General features: G+C 56.8%; 20 protein-coding genes and 1 tRNA gene. 10 read left to right on the plus strand and 11 right to left on the minus strand.

Annotated elements, in window-relative coordinates; translation table 11 throughout:
* Positions 1–28 precede the first annotated feature (28 nt).
* The 9 genes from nusA to rlmE form a co-directional block, all read right to left on the minus strand.
* Positions 29–1,510, minus strand: coding sequence for a transcription termination factor NusA (gene nusA / locus AR306_RS09960; RefSeq protein ID WP_101497428.1), 1,482 nt, complete (start codon positions 1,508–1,510; stop codon positions 29–31).
* Between the two features lie 42 nt (positions 1,511–1,552).
* Positions 1,553–2,008, minus strand: a complete 456-nt coding sequence (rimP, locus tag AR306_RS09965; protein ID WP_101497429.1) for a ribosome maturation factor RimP — start codon at positions 2,006–2,008, stop codon at positions 1,553–1,555.
* Positions 2,009–2,357: 349 nt separating this feature from the next.
* Positions 2,358–2,443 (minus strand) — tRNA-Leu (locus AR306_RS09970).
* 4 nt (positions 2,444–2,447) lie between these two features.
* Entirely contained in the window at positions 2,448–2,858 is a 411-nt protein-coding gene (gene secG / locus AR306_RS09975; protein WP_101497430.1) for a preprotein translocase subunit SecG, read from the minus strand.
* Between the two features lies 1 nt (position 2,859).
* Positions 2,860–3,609 (minus strand): triose-phosphate isomerase, encoded by a 750-nt coding sequence (gene tpiA / locus AR306_RS09980; RefSeq protein ID WP_101497431.1) that lies wholly within the window; start codon positions 3,607–3,609, stop codon positions 2,860–2,862.
* Between the two features lie 65 nt (positions 3,610–3,674).
* Positions 3,675–5,021 carry a phosphoglucosamine mutase gene (gene glmM / locus AR306_RS09985; protein WP_101497432.1) on the minus strand — a complete coding sequence of 449 codons (1,347 nt, stop codon included), beginning with the start codon at positions 5,019–5,021 and terminating at the stop codon, positions 3,675–3,677.
* Complete coding sequence (gene folP, locus AR306_RS09990; protein WP_101497433.1) at positions 5,018–5,866, minus strand: dihydropteroate synthase; 849 nt, start codon at positions 5,864–5,866, stop codon at positions 5,018–5,020. Before folP ends, glmM begins: the two co-directional genes overlap by 4 nt.
* 283 nt (positions 5,867–6,149) lie before the next feature.
* Complete coding sequence (gene ftsH, locus AR306_RS09995) at positions 6,150–8,090, minus strand: ATP-dependent zinc metalloprotease FtsH (protein WP_206168001.1); 1,941 nt, start codon at positions 8,088–8,090, stop codon at positions 6,150–6,152.
* Between the two features lie 229 nt (positions 8,091–8,319).
* On the minus strand, positions 8,320–8,949 hold the full coding sequence (rlmE, locus tag AR306_RS10000) for a 23S rRNA (uridine(2552)-2'-O)-methyltransferase RlmE (RefSeq protein WP_101497434.1): 630 nt from the start codon (positions 8,947–8,949) through the stop codon (positions 8,320–8,322).
* A gap of 65 nt (positions 8,950–9,014) precedes the next feature.
* Here rlmE and AR306_RS10005 point away from each other — a divergent pair, with 65 nt between their 5' ends.
* Together AR306_RS10005 and AR306_RS10010 are read left to right on the plus strand one after the other, a co-directional pair.
* Positions 9,015–9,320, plus strand: a complete 306-nt coding sequence (locus AR306_RS10005; RefSeq protein WP_101497435.1) for a YhbY family RNA-binding protein — start codon at positions 9,015–9,017, stop codon at positions 9,318–9,320.
* 10 nt (positions 9,321–9,330) lie between these two features.
* Positions 9,331–9,741, plus strand: a complete 411-nt coding sequence (locus AR306_RS10010; protein WP_101497436.1) for a carboxymuconolactone decarboxylase family protein — start codon at positions 9,331–9,333, stop codon at positions 9,739–9,741.
* A 65-nt stretch (positions 9,742–9,806) separates the two neighbouring features.
* Here AR306_RS10010 and AR306_RS10015 read toward each other — a convergent pair whose 3' ends face one another.
* Positions 9,807–10,214, minus strand: coding sequence for a CBS domain-containing protein (locus AR306_RS10015; RefSeq protein WP_101497437.1), 408 nt, complete (start codon positions 10,212–10,214; stop codon positions 9,807–9,809).
* Positions 10,215–10,338: 124 nt separating this feature from the next.
* Here AR306_RS10015 and AR306_RS10020 point away from each other — a divergent pair, with 124 nt between their 5' ends.
* Positions 10,339–10,554 carry a hypervirulence associated TUDOR domain-containing protein gene (locus AR306_RS10020; protein ID WP_101497993.1) on the plus strand — a complete coding sequence of 72 codons (216 nt, stop codon included), beginning with the start codon at positions 10,339–10,341 and terminating at the stop codon, positions 10,552–10,554.
* 298 nt (positions 10,555–10,852) lie between these two features.
* Here AR306_RS10020 and AR306_RS10025 read toward each other — a convergent pair whose 3' ends face one another.
* Positions 10,853–11,338: an Lrp/AsnC family transcriptional regulator gene (locus tag AR306_RS10025; protein WP_101497438.1), complete on the minus strand. Its 486-nt coding sequence runs from the start codon at positions 11,336–11,338 to the stop codon at positions 10,853–10,855.
* A 225-nt stretch (positions 11,339–11,563) separates the two neighbouring features.
* Here AR306_RS10025 and AR306_RS10030 point away from each other — a divergent pair, with 225 nt between their 5' ends.
* The 7 genes from AR306_RS10030 to AR306_RS10065 are packed head-to-tail and all read left to right on the plus strand — an operon-like array spanning position 11,564 to position 17,630.
* On the plus strand, positions 11,564–11,923 hold the full coding sequence (locus AR306_RS10030; RefSeq protein ID WP_101497439.1) for a Dabb family protein: 360 nt from the start codon (positions 11,564–11,566) through the stop codon (positions 11,921–11,923).
* Positions 11,924–11,956: 33 nt separating this feature from the next.
* Positions 11,957–12,379 (plus strand): DUF2000 domain-containing protein, encoded by a 423-nt coding sequence (locus AR306_RS10035; protein ID WP_101497440.1) that lies wholly within the window; start codon positions 11,957–11,959, stop codon positions 12,377–12,379.
* A 13-nt stretch (positions 12,380–12,392) separates the two neighbouring features.
* A complete protein-coding gene (locus AR306_RS10040; protein WP_101497441.1) occupies positions 12,393–13,793 on the plus strand; it encodes a phenylacetate--CoA ligase family protein in 1,401 nt (466 codons plus the stop codon).
* Between the two features lie 2 nt (positions 13,794–13,795).
* Entirely contained in the window at positions 13,796–14,761 is a 966-nt protein-coding gene (locus AR306_RS10045; protein ID WP_101497442.1) for a branched-chain amino acid transaminase, read from the plus strand.
* 22 nt (positions 14,762–14,783) lie between these two features.
* On the plus strand, positions 14,784–16,022 hold the full coding sequence (locus AR306_RS13585; protein WP_240622537.1) for a carboxymuconolactone decarboxylase family protein: 1,239 nt from the start codon (positions 14,784–14,786) through the stop codon (positions 16,020–16,022).
* A gap of 3 nt (positions 16,023–16,025) precedes the next feature.
* Entirely contained in the window at positions 16,026–16,979 is a 954-nt protein-coding gene (locus tag AR306_RS10060; RefSeq protein ID WP_101497443.1) for an ornithine cyclodeaminase family protein, read from the plus strand.
* A gap of 30 nt (positions 16,980–17,009) precedes the next feature.
* Positions 17,010–17,630, plus strand: a complete 621-nt coding sequence (locus AR306_RS10065; protein WP_101497444.1) for a LysE family translocator — start codon at positions 17,010–17,012, stop codon at positions 17,628–17,630.
* Positions 17,631–17,644: the final 14 nt, after the last annotated feature.

The raw sequence follows: 17,644 nt of genomic DNA on the forward strand, positions 1-17,644 counted from the left end.
GTGAACTCCTCCTCAAGCCGCTACGTGCTTATTCAAACCAGTGGGCGCGGGCGGCCATGATCAGCTTACCGGCATTTTCTTCATCCATGCCTGCAATTTCCAGCAAGTCATCAATGGACTGTTCGGCAAGGTCTTCACGACTTAAAACACCACGGGTGGCCAGCTCGACGGCCAGCTCTTTGGTCATGCCTTCCAGATCGAGCAAATCCTGCTCCGGCTGGATATCTGCCAGCTTCTTTTCTGTGGCAATGGCACGTGACAGCAGGCGATCCTTGGCCCGGGCACGCAGCTCATTGACAATTTCCTCATCGAATCCGTCGATTTCCAGCATTTCTTCCATGGGAACGTAAGCCACTTCGTCCAGCGAGCTGAAGCCCTCTTCAATCAGCACCTGGGCCAGCTCTTCATCCACCTCCAGCTCATCGACAAACAGGCGCAAAATATCGCCGGTTTCCTGCTGCTGGCGTGACTGGATGTCAGCTTCGGTCATCACGTTCAGGGTCCAGCCGGTCAGCTGGGAAGCCAGACGGACGTTCTGGCCGCCACGGCCAATGGCCTGGGCCAGGTTGTCTTCGGCCACGGCAATGTCCATCGAGTGGGCATCCTCATCAACAATGATGGCCACCACTTCGGCAGGCGCCATGGCGTTAATGACAAACTGCGCCATGTTTTCGTCCCACAGCACAATATCGACACGTTCGCCACCAAGCTCGCCGGTAACCGCTTGCACGCGCGAACCGCGCATGCCGATGCAGGCACCCTGCGGGTCGATGCGCTTGTCCTTGGAGCGCACGGCAATCTTGGCCCGCGACCCCGGATCACGGGCGGCTGCCATGATCTCGATCAGGCCCTCGGAGATCTCCGGCACCTCGATGCGGAACAGCTCCATCAGCATTTCCGGTGCAGTACGCGACAGCATCAGTTGCGGGCCACGGTTGTCGGTGCGAATTTCCTTGAGCAGCGCACGAATGCGGGTGCCGACACGGAAATTTTCGCGCGGAATGGTTTCCTCGCGTGCCAGCAGGGCCTCGGCGTTGTTGCCCAGGTCAATGATCACGTTGTCGCGGGTGACCTTCTTGACGGTACCGGAAATGATGTCGCCCAGCTTGTCGCGATAGGCTTCAACCACCTGCGCACGTTCGGCCTCGCGCACTTTCTGCACGATCACCTGTTTGGCAGTCTGGGCAGCAATGCGGCCAAATTCAATGGACTCGACCTGCTCCTCAATGGTGTCACCCACCTGCTTGTCGGCATACTGCGCGGGCAGCATGTCAGGGGTGTACTGGTACGCCGGATCTTCCAGCTCTTCGTCGGTGACCACATGCCAGCGACGGAAGGTGTCGTACTCGCCGGTGTGACGATCAATCTCCACACGCAGCTCGACTTCATCTTCGTAGTTCTTTTTGGTTGCAGTTGCCAGAGCCACTTCCAGGGCCTGGAAAATATCTTCCGCAGGAATCCCCTTTTCGTTGGAGACAGACTCAACTACCAACAGAATTTCTTTGCTCATTATATGCCTCAATCATGACGGGCTCACAGGGCCCCTGCCCTGTCAGTCAAAAACCGGAATTACATTTGCCTTGTCAATAAACTCGATCGGGAGCAGGTACTCGTACTCATCGACCTGAACCACCACATCCTGTTCTTCCACACCTTTCAGGATGCCCTGGAAGTTGCGGCGCTCTTCCACCGCGACCCGCATCTTCACCTTGACCCTGTGCCCTGCATAAGCGGCGAACTGCTCCAGGGTAAACAGCTGACGGTCCATGCCGGGAGAAGATACCTCAAGGGTGTATTCGCCACTGATGGGATCTTCCACATCCAGTACGGCACCTAGCTGACGGCTGACGGCTTCACAATCGTCAACACCAATGCCATTTTCATGCTCGATGAATACCCGCAGCACGGAATGCCGGCCCTGGGAAATGAACTCGATACCCCAGCACTGAAACCCCATGGCCTCGATAACCGGAGCCAGGATCGTCTGCAGTTGTTGCAGCTTGCTCATCTGCCCTCCACTGTGCTTTTGTGCATTCCGCAAATAAAAAATGGGCGAAACGCCCACATCCAAAACCGTACTCTCTGACTACGGCCTATGAAAAAGCCCCTTAAAGGGGCTCTGATGAATTCCTGGTCACCTGCCTGGCGTAAAACAACCATTTCAGGCTCCAGGCAATGCCCGGGATTTGCCACCCAAGCATAGAAAGCGGCGTAATTCTATGCGCTCGCCCCCAAAAAGTCAAGCAACCGGCATTTTGCATGGTTATCGGGCGATTCTCCAGCCGGGCCACCTGAAAAGCAAAAGCCCCGACATGCGGGGCTTTTGATGTCTCCTGAGCATTGCTGCACAGGATATATGGTACCGAGGAGGGGACTCGAACCCCTACAGCCTATGGCCACTACCACCTCAAGGTAGCGTGTCTACCAATTCCACCACCTCGGCAAAACTAGTCGGCTTGCGGAATGTCTCCGCCAGCCTGCTCCCCAACCGGAAGGTCAGAGCCTTCAGCAGCCCGAACCTCTTCCAGCTGCGGAATATCACCCTGCGCAGGGCGCGCCACTTCAGTCTTCTGCGCCTGCTGGACCTGGATGCTGGGCAGTCCCAGATCATCCACACCCATTGAGCGCTCCTTGGCATAGAAAGCCAGCGCCAGACTGGTGACAAAGAAAACGGCGGCCAGTATAGCCGTCATGCGGCTAAAAAAGCTACCAGTTCCTTGCGCACCGAATACGGTTGCAGAAGCACCGGAACCAAAAGAAGCTCCCGCCTCGGCACCCTTGCCTTGCTGGATCAGAACCAGACCAACCAGCGCAAGCGCCATGACCAGGTGAACGATGATGATTACAGATTCCAGCATGTCAGTTTCCTGCAGCACGACAGATCGCGCCAAATTCTTCGGCATCCAGCGAGGCTCCGCCTACCAGACCGCCATCAATATCTTCCTGGGCAAACAGCTCAGTGGCGTTATCCGCCTTGACACTGCCGCCGTATAAAATCCTCAACCCCTGGGCGATGCCTGCACTATGACAGGCAATCACGCCACGCAAGGCCTCATGCACCTGCTGCGCCTGCTCCGGTGTTGCCGTCAGCCCGGTACCAATGGCCCAGACCGGCTCATACGCCAGAACCGCATCGGCAAAAGCATCAATGCCGGCAACCCGGATCACCGCCTCGACCTGCTCGGTGACCGTTTCGATCGCCCGGCCCTGCTCGCGCTGCTGCAGGGTCTCACCGACACAAAGTACCGGAACCAGCCCTGCAGACTGGGCAGCAACAAACTTGCCTGCCACGGTATCGTCGCTTTCACATTGCAGCTCGCGACGTTCGGAATGCCCGACCAGCACCATGCTGCAACCGGCATCTTTCAGCTGGGTCGCCGAAGTTTCACCGGTCATGGCACCAAAGCCTGCACTCACCGCACAATCCTGGGCACCAACAGCAATACCTTTCAGGGTACTGCCTGCCTGCGCCAGATACAGCATGCCGGGAAATACCGCGACATCCACATCACCGGGCAACTCCAGGGCAGCCAGAGCGTTCAGCAATACAGATACCTCCTGCATGCTGCCGTTCATCTTCCAGTTTCCCGCGACCAATGGACGACGCATAATAACTCCCGTGCCTCAAAGTGGGTGCAGATATTACTCAAGCCGTCGCGCGCATGCAAGCAAAATCAGGCACAAACCTTTTCCACCGCATCAGCCAGCTGACGCGCGTATTGCAACACCTCGGCTTCGTCCTGCCCCTCGACCATCACCCGCACCAGCGGCTCGGTACCGGACTTGCGCAACAGGACACGGCCACGCCCTTCCAGTGCAGCGCTGATCTGCTCGCTCAGGGCCTGTACCTGTGGATGCTGCAACGGGTCGGAGTCGGCATTCTTGAAACGCACGTTGATCAGGCGCTGCGGCAGCTTTTTCCACGCCAGACGCTCTTTGGCCAGGCTATTGCCACGACGCCGCAAGGCCAGCAACACCTGCAGGGCAGCAATGATGCCGTCGCCAGTGGTATGGTGCTGGGTGCACAGGATATGCCCCGAACCCTCACCGCCCAGCACCCAGTTGCGCTCTTGCATTTCCTGCATCACATAGCGGTCACCAACGTTGGCGCGGGCAAAGGGAATACCGCGCTCGCGCAGTGCCATTTCCAGCCCGTAGTTGCTCATCAGCGTGCCCACTACACCCGAGCCTTCGGGCAGTCGCTCACGCTCTTGCAGGTCGGTTGCAATGATGTAGAGAAGGTCGTCACCATCCAGCACCGCACCGGTATGATCAACCATCTGCACCCGGTCACCATCGCCATCAAAGGCGATACCGAAATCAGCCCCATGCTCGACCACGGCTTTTTGCAGGGCCCCCATGCTGGTCGAACCGACGCCGGCGTTGATGTTGATGCCGTCGGGCTGATTGCCGATGGTGATTACGTCCACACCCAGCTCAGAGAACACGCTGGGCGCAATCCGGTAGGTGGCGCCATGAGCACAGTCAATCACCACCCGCAGGCCGGTGAAATCCGTGCTGGTCGGCACGCTACTCTTGCAGAACTCGATGTAACGCCCGGCAGCATCACCAATGCGTGACGCCTTGCCCAGCTGCTCCGACTCCACCACCTGCATGGGTGCGTCCATCAGCTCCTCGATCATCTGCTCGATCTCGTCGGGCAGCTTCATGCCGGTGGTCGAAAAGAATTTGATGCCGTTGTCATAGTGCGGGTTGTGCGAGGCGCTGATGACAATGCCGGCCTCGGCCTTGAAGGTGCGGGTCAGGTAAGCGATGCCCGGCGTCGGCATCGGGCCGAGCAGGGCCACGTCAGCACCGGCAGCGGACAACCCGGCCTGCAGTGCCGACTCGAACATGTAGCCGGAAATGCGCGTGTCCTTGCCGACCAGGATGCGACAGCGGCCCTGCTTGCGAAACGCCATGCCCGCGGCCCAGCCCAGTTTGAGCATGAAGTCGGGGGTGATCGGCGCTTGCCCTACCCGCCCGCGAATACCATCGGTGCCAAAATATTTTTTGCTCATCGGTGCTCCTGCCATCCTGTCTGTACTGCCTGAAACAGCTTTAGTGCATCCATGGTTTGCACCACGTCATGCACCCGAATAATTCTTGCGCCACGCTCCAGCGCCATCACGGCCAGCGCCAGACTGCCGTACAACCGCTGGTCGACCGGTTTGTCGAGTACCGCCCCAATCATGGATTTACGCGAAACTCCGACCAGCAGGGGCAATTCTAGCGCATGCAGTTCCGCCATTCGGTGAAACAGCTCAAGATTATGCGAGAGCGTCTTGGCAAAACCGAACCCCGGGTCCAGCACAATGCGCTCCCTGGTGATGCCTGCCGCCACACAAGCCTCGACCCGCTGCTGTAGAAATGCCGCCACCTCTGCCGCCACATCATCATAATGCGGAGCCTGCTGCATGGTTTGCGGTTCGCCCAGCATGTGCATCAGGCAAACCGGCAAGCCGCTCTGCGCAGCCGCCTGCAACGCGCCTTCACGTTGCAGCGAACGTACATCGTTGAGCAGCCCGGCGCCCAGCGCGGCAGACTCCGTCATCACTGCCGGGGTGGAAGTATCCACCGAGACAATGCAGTCAAAATTCCGTACCAGCGCCTCGACCAGCGGTGCAACCCGCTCCAGTTCTTGCTGCGGTGTAACCGTTGCAGCCCCGGGCCGGGTCGACTCGCCGCCGACATCCAATAGGCTGGCTCCCGCCTGCAGCATGCCTTCGGCACGTCGCAACGCGGCATCCAGGTTATTGTACTGGCCGCCATCGCTGAAGGAATCAGGAGTGATATTGATAATCCCCATGACATGGGGAACCGAGAGGTCAAGGCTGTGCTTTCCGCACTGTAAAACTGTTTGCATAGAAATATCTTACCGGGAGTGACTTATGTTTGTTGCAGATCAGTGATGCGTGCATTTTGTAGGTGCGAATTTATTCGCACATTCGCACATTCGCACATGAACCGAGATCGATTAAGCAGCATCCGGTTTGTTCGAATAAATTCGAACCTACAGTTTGCAGCATGCGTGCATGACTGCACAGATTATCCTGACAACAAATAAAAACCGCCGACACCAAGGTCGGCGGCTTTATTCACCACGCCACACGCTCGTTCTGACAGCGTCGAACGTCGATGTCTACGGCTTAGTGCTCGCCGGCCGGGCCGCCAATGGGTGCTTCGGGACGGCGCTGTTCGGGCTCTTCCGGCTCGCCGGACTGCTCGGCACTGGGTGGTGGCGTGTTGCCGCCACCACTCCAGTCTTTCGGCTCGCGCACAGCCACGCCGGCCATGATGTCGTCGATCTGGTCGCTGTCGATGGTTTCGTATTTCATCAGCGCATCGGCCATGGCATCCAGCTTGTCACGGTTGTCCTCAAGGATCTGCTTGGCGGTGGCGTAGCAATCATCAATGATTTTGCGTACTTCCACGTCAATCAGCTTGGCGGTCTCGCCGGATACATTACCGACATGACCGCCGCCGCTGCGGCCCAGATAGCTTTCGTTCTCGTCCTCGGCATACAGCAGCGGACCAAGCTTTTCCGACAGGCCCCACTTGGTCACCATGTTCTTGGCCAGCTGGGTGGCCCGCATGATGTCGTTGGAGGCACCAGTGGTGACACCCTCAAAGCCCAGGGTCATTTCCTCGGCGATACGACCGCCATACAGCGAGCAGATCTGGCTGATGATGCCACGCTTGGACAGGCTGTAGCGGTCCTCTTCCGGCAGGAACATGGTCACACCCAGGGCACGACCACGCGGAATGATCGATACCTTGTAGACCGGATCGTGCTCGGGCACCAGGCGGCCGACAATCGCGTGGCCTGCCTCGTGATAAGCGGTATTGAGTTTTTCCTTCTCGGACATGACCATGGACTTGCGCTCGGCGCCCATCATGATCTTGTCCTTGGCCAGCTCGAATTCCTTCATGCCAACCAGACGATGGTCGGAACGTGCAGCGAACAGGGCCGCCTCGTTGACCAGGTTGGCCAGGTCGGCACCTGAGAAGCCGGGCGTACCACGAGCAATCACTGCCGCATCCACGTCCTGCGCCACCGGCACCTTGCGCATGTGCACATGCAGGATCTGCTCCCGACCCCGGATGTCGGGCAGGCCGACCACCACCTGGCGGTCAAAGCGCCCCGGACGCAGCAGCGCAGGGTCCAGTACGTCCGGGCGGTTGGTTGCGGCGATCACGATCACACCGTCATTGTCCTCAAAGCCGTCCATCTCGACCAGCAACTGGTTCAGGGTCTGCTCACGCTCATCGTGGCCACCACCCATGCCGGAGCCACGGTGGCGACCGACGGCGTCAATCTCGTCAATGAAGATGATGCAGGGGGCGTGTTTTTTGGCTTGCTCGAACATGTCGCGCACACGGGAAGCACCGACACCAACGAACATCTCGACAAAGTCGGAACCGGAAATGGTGAAGAACGGCACCTTGGCCTCGCCGGCAATCGCCTTGGCCAGCAGGGTCTTACCGGTACCGGGCTGACCGACCATCAGTACGCCACGGGGGATCTTGCCGCCCAGACGCTGGAAACGGCTCGGATCACGCAGAAATTCGACCAGCTCGCCGACTTCCTCTTTCGCTTCGTCACAACCGGCCACATCGGCCAGCGTGGTCTTGATCTGGTCTTCCGCCAGCAAACGCGCCTTGCTCTTGCCGAAGCTCATCGGGTTGCCACGGCCACCCGCTCCACCCTGCATCTGGCGCATGAAGAACATGATCAGGGCAAACACAATCAGGATCGGGAAAGCGGCCACCAGCAGCTGCATCCAGATACTCTGGCGCTCTGGCTGCTTGCCGACAATGCTGACATTGTTCTCGATCAGGTCTCCCATCAGGCCGTTGTCCTGGATGGCGGGACGTACGGTTTCAAAGGTGGTGCCGTCGGCACGACGACCGCTGATGGTGAAGCCGTCAACAGTCACCTGCTGGACACGGCCCGAGTTGACCTCCTCAAGGAAGGTGCTATAGGTCATCTTGCCGGCATCACTGGGCGTGGAGAAGTTGTTCATCACGGTCACCAGAACGGCGGCAATGACAAACCACATCAGCAGGTTTTTCGATAAATCATTCACGTTACAATCACCTTCGCTGCTTTAACCGCAACAGATCTAAAACTGAAATTCCAATGTACATCAAACAGGGCACCTTTTGCATGCCATGCAAGTGTAACATCAGACAATCCCGGGTTATGCCTTCATTAGTCCAACGGATGGTACCCCGGGTTCCGTAACCTGCCCGGGCACATAATACAGGCTACCGTAGCCGGCCGTAGCCACACCACCCCGGCATGCCCGCAAGGGCTTAGCCATTTGCCGCACGCCGTCCCCGCGCCAGCAGATACTGCTCACGCGAGCTGTCACGGGAAGATGCCGGCTTGCGCATCAGTACCCGGTCAAAGTGCTCGCGCACATCCTTGAGATACTGGTCAAAGCCTTCACCCTGAAACACCTTGATCAGGAAATCGCCGCCAGGCCTGAGCACTTGCAAGGCCAGATCCAGCGCCAGCTCGCACAGATACATCGAACCGGCCTGATCAGCCGCCCTGACCCCGCTGATATTGGGGGCCATATCAGAGATTACAAGATCAACCGGCTGGCCATTGACCGCAGCCATGATTTCATCAAATACGCTTTGCTCGGTAAAGTCGCCCTGGATGAAGGTCACGTCGGCCATGCCGTCCATTGGCAGAATGTCGGACGCGATCAGCCTCCCCTTCTCGCCAACAATGCGACTGGCCACCTGTGACCAGCCGCCCGGCGCACTGCCCAGATCGATCACGGTCATGCCGGGCGCCATGATGCGGTCCTTCTCCTGGATCTCCAGCAGCTTGTAACTGGCACGTGAGCGATAACCATCCTTTTGTGCCATTTGCACGTAAGGATCCGACACATGCCGTTTCATCCAGTTTGCACTACTTTTAGAACGTGCCACTACATACCTCACAGGCTGCTTCTGGGGTAGAATGCGCTTTTTACCGCACACAGAGGTTGTCTGTCATGTCGCTCACCCAGGAGCAAAAGAAACAATTCAAATCGATCGGCCATCATCTGAAGCCGGTGGTGACCATTGCCGAGCAAGGGCTGAGCGAAGGCGTACTGGCCGAACTGGACCGCGCACTGAACGATCACGAACTGATCAAGATTCAGCTGCGTCTGGCCGACCGCGATGACCGGGCCGTCATTCTAACCGAGCTGTGCCAACAAATCAGCGCCAGTCTGGTACAAAGCATTGGCAAGATGGCGCTAATCTACCGCAAAAACCCCAACGCCAACCCCAAACTGTCGAACGTACTGCGCTTTTGAAGGAGCCAAAATGACCAGCGACCGCTTTCTCAAAGGCATGGAGAAACTGAAGGAACTGACCGTTCCCGACGCAAACAGCCCGACCGGCCACATGGAAATCGGTGACAGTTTCAAGGACATCGCCCCCGATCTGACCCGTATTGTGGTGGAGTTCGCCTTTGGCGACATCTATGCCCGTGACGGGCTGGACAACAAACAGAAGGTCCTGACCACCATCTCTGCCCTGGTAGCCCAGGGCACACCGCAAATCGGCATGCATGTGATCACCGGCCTGAATGTCGGCCTGACGCCGGACGAGATCGCCGGCTGCATCATGCACCTGATCCCCTATGTTGGCTTCCCGCGCGCGCTGAACGCGCTCAAGGTGGCGCAGGAAGTGTTTGCCGAACAGGGCGTGGCGATCAGCAACAAACCCGAGTAACCCCATCCTTTGCCCTGCCAAGCAGGGCAAAGAGTGATACCACCCCGGAACGAGGATGAAAACTGTCAGTCCTTAACGCCGCGCAACACTTCCACCAGCGCATTGAGCGCATCAGTGGCGGTGAAAATACCAAGAAACTCGTCCCCTTCCCGCACAATCAAACTACTGACCTTGTTGGCCGACATCTGCAATGCGGCCTCGTCCAGCGGCGTGCTGGCATCAATCGTCAGCAGATCCTCGGTCATGATGTCGGCTGCAGTCAGCCCCGCCCGCTCCGCCGCCGGCATGCCGGCAAACAGCCGCACATCCCGGTCACTGATGATGCCTGCCAGCTCACCACCACGCATCACCGGCAGATGCCGGAAGCCCTCATCGCTCATCAGCCTGAGCAACTCATCCAGCGCCATCGTCTCCTCGATACTGACCGGGTCAGGCGTTGTGAACTCTTCTACCGGAACAATCAGCTGTTTCATGCTTGTACTCCTCAAGCGGATTCGGGCAGGCTGTAACCTGCGCCTTGATATTCTGCCAACTTTTATACCCTGCCTTGCCCGGCAAGGCACGGACTCAAATCAATGAATGACGCCGGAGGCCATCATGGGCAAGACATTCAGGACAGGTGACCACGTACGCTGGAACTCCGAGGCCGGCCATGTCAGTGGCCATATCATCCGCATCCACACGGAGGACTTCATGTGGAAGGGCTATCAACATCGTGCCAGCCCGGACAGCCCGCAATACGAGATCAAGAGCGACAAGACCGATCACATCGCGGTACACAAGGGCACTGCGCTAACGTTGCTGGATGATTGACCATTAATCCAGGCATGATCTTTACGAGCATGGGGAAACCCAGAAGATGTTTGACGATAATGCAGCATCGGTTTTCTAATCTGCCTGCGCGGCAGCGAACGAAATCGAGGCCGCAGTGATTTTCGGTGTCGTCCTTCCGGCAGGCACTCCGAAGGCCCTTGTCTCCTGGCTCCAAGAAGAAATCAACACCGCACTGCAGACTAGGCAAACGTGCTTAATGCCTGTTTCGCGCTTCGCACGAAATCACCGCACGCCCTGCGGATAGCCCTTACTACATGCATATAGACCCAGAACACGTTCATACGGCGCGCAGGCGCTTAACCGGGAACGAGACGAACGGCTTGATTTCCTTAAGCACGAACATGCTCTGCATCTCCTTGATGCCGGGCAGTTGCCGCACGATTGACATCGCAAATTCAGCGAACGAATCGAGATCGGGCGCCACCACCTGCAACAGGAAGTCGGCATCCCCACCGATGCTGTAGCACGCCACCACGTCCTGCAGTTGCATGACCTCCTGCTCGAATTTCTTAGCCTCGGCCTCGCTGTGGCGGTCGATCTTGATCCGTATGAACACCATGACCCCCAAGCCGATCTTGCGCCGGTCCAGGACGGCCCGGTAGCCCTGAATATAGTGTTCATCCTCCAGCTGCTTCACCCGCCGCCAGCACGGGGAGGCGGACATGTTGATCCGTTCAGCCAGCGCTTGGTTGGTGATCCTGCCATCTTGCTGCAGGGTAGTAAGGATCTTGATATCTGTCAGATTCAGGGCTTCATCGGTCATATTTTTCACATCCACGCAAAAATTAGGTAAATCCTACCAAAATTCGTATGTTTCTCAACAAAAATAGAAAGCTATTTTCCAGCCAAATCAAATATCATTTTTTCACACAAGAGCATCAGCAGAAATAACTGGCAACTCGGCATTCTGTATTTATTTGAAAGTATGGATTGTTGCGGACAGCTATGTTGATCGCCATCCCTTATTGATGCGACACGAGAACCAATTGTGATTTTTCATATAGTGATTTTTAAACTCAACAGCCCCTTTCAATGGGGTGATGACGAAGTTGTCGAGGCTGAAACATCAACACGACAACATCCAAATCACATCAAAGAAATACAAGGCTGGTTTTGCGCCAGAAATATCAGTCCTCGCGAACAAGCCATGGACTTCGTGGCAATAGGCCTATTTAAAGACCAAGAAGAACTCCGGGTATATCTGGAGCATCCCGACCATCAACAGGGGGTGCGAAAGTGGAAAAAAATCGCCAACTGGAAAGTGATTGATATTGATCTCAGCAGCGACACGACAAAGTTCTTCGGGTTACTGGATGCTCTGACCAATATCAACTCGACATCAGCATAGTGCTGAATATTTTTAGAGATATAGGAGTAATAAATGGATTTCGACGCCACCATTCACAAGTGTGTCATTGTGGTCGATAAAGCCTTGGGGCTGGGGCATGCTATCAATGCCGTTAGCGTCATCGGCGTCAGTATGGGGCGCTCGGTGGAAGGATTGGTTGGCCCAGATATGCAAAGCAGGGACGGCGTAAATTACCCGGGAGTCATTTACGCGCCCTTGCCGATACTGCTTTCCAACAATGAACTTCTGCGGAATATTCTGGAGAAAGCGCTGGAGGACGATGAAATCCAAAGTATCCCGTTCAGTGCTTTGGCGCAATCCTGCAAAACCTACCAAGAGTACGAAGAGCGCATTTCGGAAGCGGACAACTCCACCATTGAAGTGGTTGCCATCGGCTTGATCGGGTCTAAGAAGAAGATCAGCAAACTGACCGGCAGTCTTCCACTGTTCAAGTAAGGAGAAGATCACAGTGTACGCCTTATTTAAACCCGAATTACTGAAACTGGCCCACGCAGTTCATCAGCAACACGAGCTATTCGAGCGCGGCGGAATTTCCGCAGAAGAGTTGAGCTGTATTCAACTGAAGCGGCTTAAAAGCATACTTTGCCATGTCAGGAATAACTCGCCTTTTTACCAACACACACTCTCTTTTCTGTCTGATGCGGACATCAATAGTTTGGATTTGAATGCGTTTCGCAAATTGCCGTTCACCACCAAGGAAGATTTGCGTGCAGCAGGGCATGACATGGCTTCCGCTCCACTGACGGCAGCCTGGATCTATTACGAGACCACGGGCACCACTGGTGCGGCAACACCTTGTCCACGCAATGAGCAGGACTCCATATTCAACAATACCCCTCTGATACTTCGCTATGGCGAGATTTTCCGCACCCACGGCCAGCAGCACATTGTCGGCGTGATGGGGCCTACGGAGCTGCACTCAACCGGCGATACCTTCGAGGATGTGTGCCGCAGCCTAGGACATACCGTCGTAAAAATGTGGCCGCGTTCTCCGGTCGTAGGCCTGGATCGCGCGGTGACCCTGATAAAAGAGTTGAAGATCACCGCACTGGTCTGCACGCCAGCGATTGCCATCAGCCTTGCCAGACACCTGCACGAGAAAGGTCGCGCACCCGCCGACTTGGGGGTGAAGCTGATTTTCACCCTCGGCGAGCTGACCACGCCAGCCTTGCTGCGCAATATCGGCCAAGTCTGGGGTAGCGCCGTTTACAACTGCATGTATGCCTCACAAGAATCGTCCATCCTGGCCGCGAGCGACAAGGGCGGCAACCTCTGCACGGTTCCCTTGAATGTCCTCTATGAAGTCATCGATCCGCTGACGGGGCAAGTCTTGGTGCCTGAGAACGCCGGCATGACCGGCGAACTAGTCATCACCCACCTGTACCAGGGACAAAAGCCTCTGATCCGCTATCGCACCGGCGACATGGTCAGAGCCTGGGTGGTGGACAACGGTCGATGGCACATCATCCCCATAGGCCGAACCAGAGACACCTTGACGATCAATGGCCGCAACCACTGCGCTTACGATATCGAGGCCGCGTTGCTCGACCGCCTTGAGGGTTGTCTGGACTATCACATGCAGGTGGAAACGATTGCGGGTGCCGATCAGTTGAGCATCACGCTGGAGCTGGCAGCGAGCACTGAGGCCCAGAACGATCTGGAGTCCGTCGCAGACGCTATGACATCCAGACTCGATGCCCGGGTCTGCATCACGGTTGGTTCAACCGATGCCGTAACGGGCACTGCGGCGATGGTCAGTTGGAAGGCTGCCAGGTTCCACGACAAGCGCCAAGGCAGTGACAACCAGGAGCGCGAAACCGCATTGAAGATTGCTGCCCGGAGGGCCTGATCATGACTGACTTGTCAGGCGAAGCCTTGTCCGCCCCGCGTAGCCCCCACCCCTGGATGTATCTGGATGGAGAAATCGTCGCGGCGGTCGAGGCTTTGGTGCCCATAACGACCCAAGCGTTCAACTATGGCACCGCTGTTTTCGAGGGGATTCGTGCCTATGTCGCAGACCATGGCGAGCTGAATGTCTTCAGGCTGGATGATCACCTGAAGCGGTTGGAGAACTCGGCCAGGCTTCTGCAGTTGGAAGATCTGCCGCCGCGCCCAGCAATGAGGGAGATCATTCTCGATCTGCTGCAACGCAACCAAACAGCAACCGATAGCTACGTCAGGCCACTGGCCTACAAGAAGGCGCTGCTGCCCGGCTTCGGCTTCGGTGTCAAGCTGACCGGCGTCAGCACCGGCCTGGCCATCAATACCCTGGCCATGGGAGCCTACATGCCGGCGGATGGTATTCGCTGTGCCGTTTCCAGCTGGCGACGCATACCCGACTCCTCGCTACCGGCAAGGGCAAAAATCACTGGCAGCTATGCAAACTCGGCACTGGCCATGGAGTCAGCATATCGCCAGGGCTGCGATGATGCGTTGATGCTGAATGTGCATGGCAACCTCGCCGAAGCGACAACCTCCAATGTCTTCATCGTCAAGGATGGCCAACTGGTCACGCCTCCTTTGAGTGCACACATTCTCGAAGGCATCACGCGCGATACGGTCATTACCTTGGCCAGGGATGAGCTTGGCCTGAAAGTCATTGAGCGGGATATCCCGTTCTCCGAACTGTTCTCAGCTGACGAATGCTTTCTATCCGGTACAGGCGTCGAAGTCGTGCCTGTGACGGAGATCGACCACCACAAGTTGCAAGAGGGTGGCGTCGGAGAAATAAGCACCGCAATCAGGAGGATCTACCTGGAGACCGTGAAAGGTATGAACGCCAAATACGCTCACTGGCTGACCTCTGTATCCAAATGATCTGACTGGAGACTTTTGACCCATGAACAGCAGATTTATCAACTTGGGCATTGGCGATTGGTGCGATGTCGTCATTAACACCTTGGGCCCCGAGGGAACCAGCAGCGAAGCTGCAGCAGGTTTCTTCACCGAATGGTTCGAGCAACGACATCCTGGCTCACGTGTACGGCTCAAACTCAGCGACTCCTATGAGGACGCCCACTCCGGGATGGATGAGGACACGCCAGCGGTGCTGATAGTCGCCAACGCCTATCTGGATATTCACAACTTCTACATGGAACCGCAACTAAGCCTGGTCGCAACCTTCGTATTCGACACGCCTTTGTATGGGCTGGTGAGCAAAGGGCCATTGACAACCAGTAAACCAACCATTGCCACTCATCCCGCACCACGGAAGTTGATTGAGGAATTGTTGCCTCCAGGCCTGCAAGTCGATGCTGTGGTACTTGCAAGCTCTACCAGCGCTGCCGCAGCCGCGGTCGCTAAAGGTGAAGTGGATATGGCGCTGACCACGGAAATAGCGGCCAACATCCATGGCTTGCATTTCATCTCTAACACCCGCCCGATCAGGATGCTGTGGTCTGTCTTCGCGCACAGTCATTGGTGCATGCGACTCGCCGAGGCCAACTCGCGTCGGTTGACATGCTCGCCCTCTGATCGAATTGCCACTGGACTAACCTTCGAGGTCATGATGCCCATCTTGCAACGACACACGATCGACTCAGCACCGGAAAAAAGCAAAACTCTGCTTCAGAGTTCGATCGACAACTTCGGCTGGATTCCCAACCAGAGTGCCTACATGTCGGAGTCGCCGTCATTGTTGGCAGCTTACCAACGCGCGCATGATTTGTTTATCGACAGCTCGTTAAACGAAGAAGAAAAGGCCGTTGTATGGATAACCTGCGGCGTCGAAAGCAACTGCACTTACACGGTTCAAGCTCATGCCTACATTGCCTTGGCCAAAGGCGTGGCTGATCACGTGGTCGACGCCATTGCACACGATCCGGCCAGCCTCGATGACCGACTGAAGGCGCTGCATAGCTTCACCCTGAAGGTGATTCACTGCCATGGCCGATTGCAGAAACAGGCCATTGATGCTGCCCTGCAGGCCAGTCTCAGCAAGCGAAACATGTTGGATGTGATTCTCGGCGTTTCACAGAAGAACATGTCGACCATTCTCAACAGCATCGCCGGTACAGAAATTGATGATCGCTTCAAGTGGGATGCTTTTCAAGGTCTCAAGTTGACGGGCGAGGCTTGAGTGATGCTCCACGTCAATGGCGACTCGGTCAGGAAACTCCTGGATTTCGAACTGGGCCTGCGGCTTAGTGAAGAGGCATTCAGGCTGCACTCCTCGAATCAGGTGGAGCAGCCGTTGCGCACGATCGTCAGAGGAAACGATGGCGAGTTGATGGGAGTCATGCCTGCCTATATCAAATCTGGCCCTTATCAGGGGTTTGGTTTGAAATCGGTGGTGGTCAGGCTGGGGGCCGACACTCGCGGCCCTTCCCATATGGGGAGCGTATTGATCTACGACGAGACTGGCACATCCTCGGTCGTTGCCGTGGATGCAGGGGCGATCACTGAAATCCGCACGGCGGCAGCTTCAGCTTACGCGACAAACATTCTTGCCGCGCCCAACGCCGACCGCCTGGCCATTCTGGGCACAGGTTTGCAGGCTCGGGCCCATCTCCTGGCCATGCAAGCCGTAAGGCCGACCAAACAACTTTCCATATGGGGACGCACCGAAGCTGCCTGCCAGGAATTTATTGCCTGGAGCAAGCGCTATTGCGAATTTCCGGTATCGGCCCACTCCACGGTCGCCGAGGCTGTGCGCGACAGCGACATCATCTGCACGACCACAGCGGCCCGCTCACCCATTCTGGCCCGCGCTGATCTGCCCGCAAGCTGTCACATCAACGCAATTGGCTCTTCGGCTCTTGGTTTTCAGGAGCTGCACGAAGACATCTATGAGGAGAACTCCTTGTTCACGGACTGCAATCGTTCGGTACTTGCCTCATCCGAGTGCGTGATCAAGGCCGTTAAAAAAGGCTTGCTGCCCACACAAGAGGTCGGGACAGAAATCGGTGCCCTCCATGCCAGTCGCACGCAGATCGATGGACGAGGCGTGAGCATCTTCAAATCGGTCGGATTGGCCGTCCAGGACTTGGTCTTTTCCCGAGAGGCCATAAGGCGGTGGCTCTCCTCATGCCACTAACGCCCATAACCATTTCATCAGGATCGTGACATGCTAGATTTAACGCAGGTACTTTCATATTCAGTGGCGCTGGGGATTGCCGCAGCCGTTCCCGGGCCGGGTTTGGCCGCTCTGGTTGCACGCAGCGTCAGCAGCGGCACCTTGTCAGGGTTTTGTCTGCTATTCGGCTTGATCCTTGGTGATCTGATCTATCTGTCTTTTGCTGTTTTTGGCTTGGCCATGGTCGCCGAGCATTTCAATGAGCTATTCGAGGTCGTGCGCTGGGGCGCAGCACTGTATCTCTGCTACTTGGCCTGGCAGTTCTGGTTCGCCAATCACCAGGCGATAGAAGTCGGCAGATCGGTGAAGAAGCGGGAACTCCTTTCAGCTGCTTTATCCGGACTGACCATCACGCTGGGCAACCCGAAGACCATCGCTTTCTATCTGGCAATCTTGCCGCTGGTCATCGATCTGCAGGCGGTATCACTGCAGACTTGGGCGCTTATGCTGGTGCCCCTGACCGTCCTGGTGTTACTGAGCGTGAACGCACTGTTCATTGTCGCTGCGGTGCGTATTCGACACCTGCTGTCCAGCCCGCATGCTCAAAGGCACTTGTTCCGTGGCGCAGCGACGATCATGGTGGCTGCGGCGGCGTCCATGCTACGTCGCTAAGGCAGGGCAGGCGC

This window comes from Thiopseudomonas denitrificans (assembly GCF_002866065.1).
Lineage (GTDB): Bacteria > Pseudomonadota > Gammaproteobacteria > Pseudomonadales > Pseudomonadaceae > Thiopseudomonas > Thiopseudomonas denitrificans.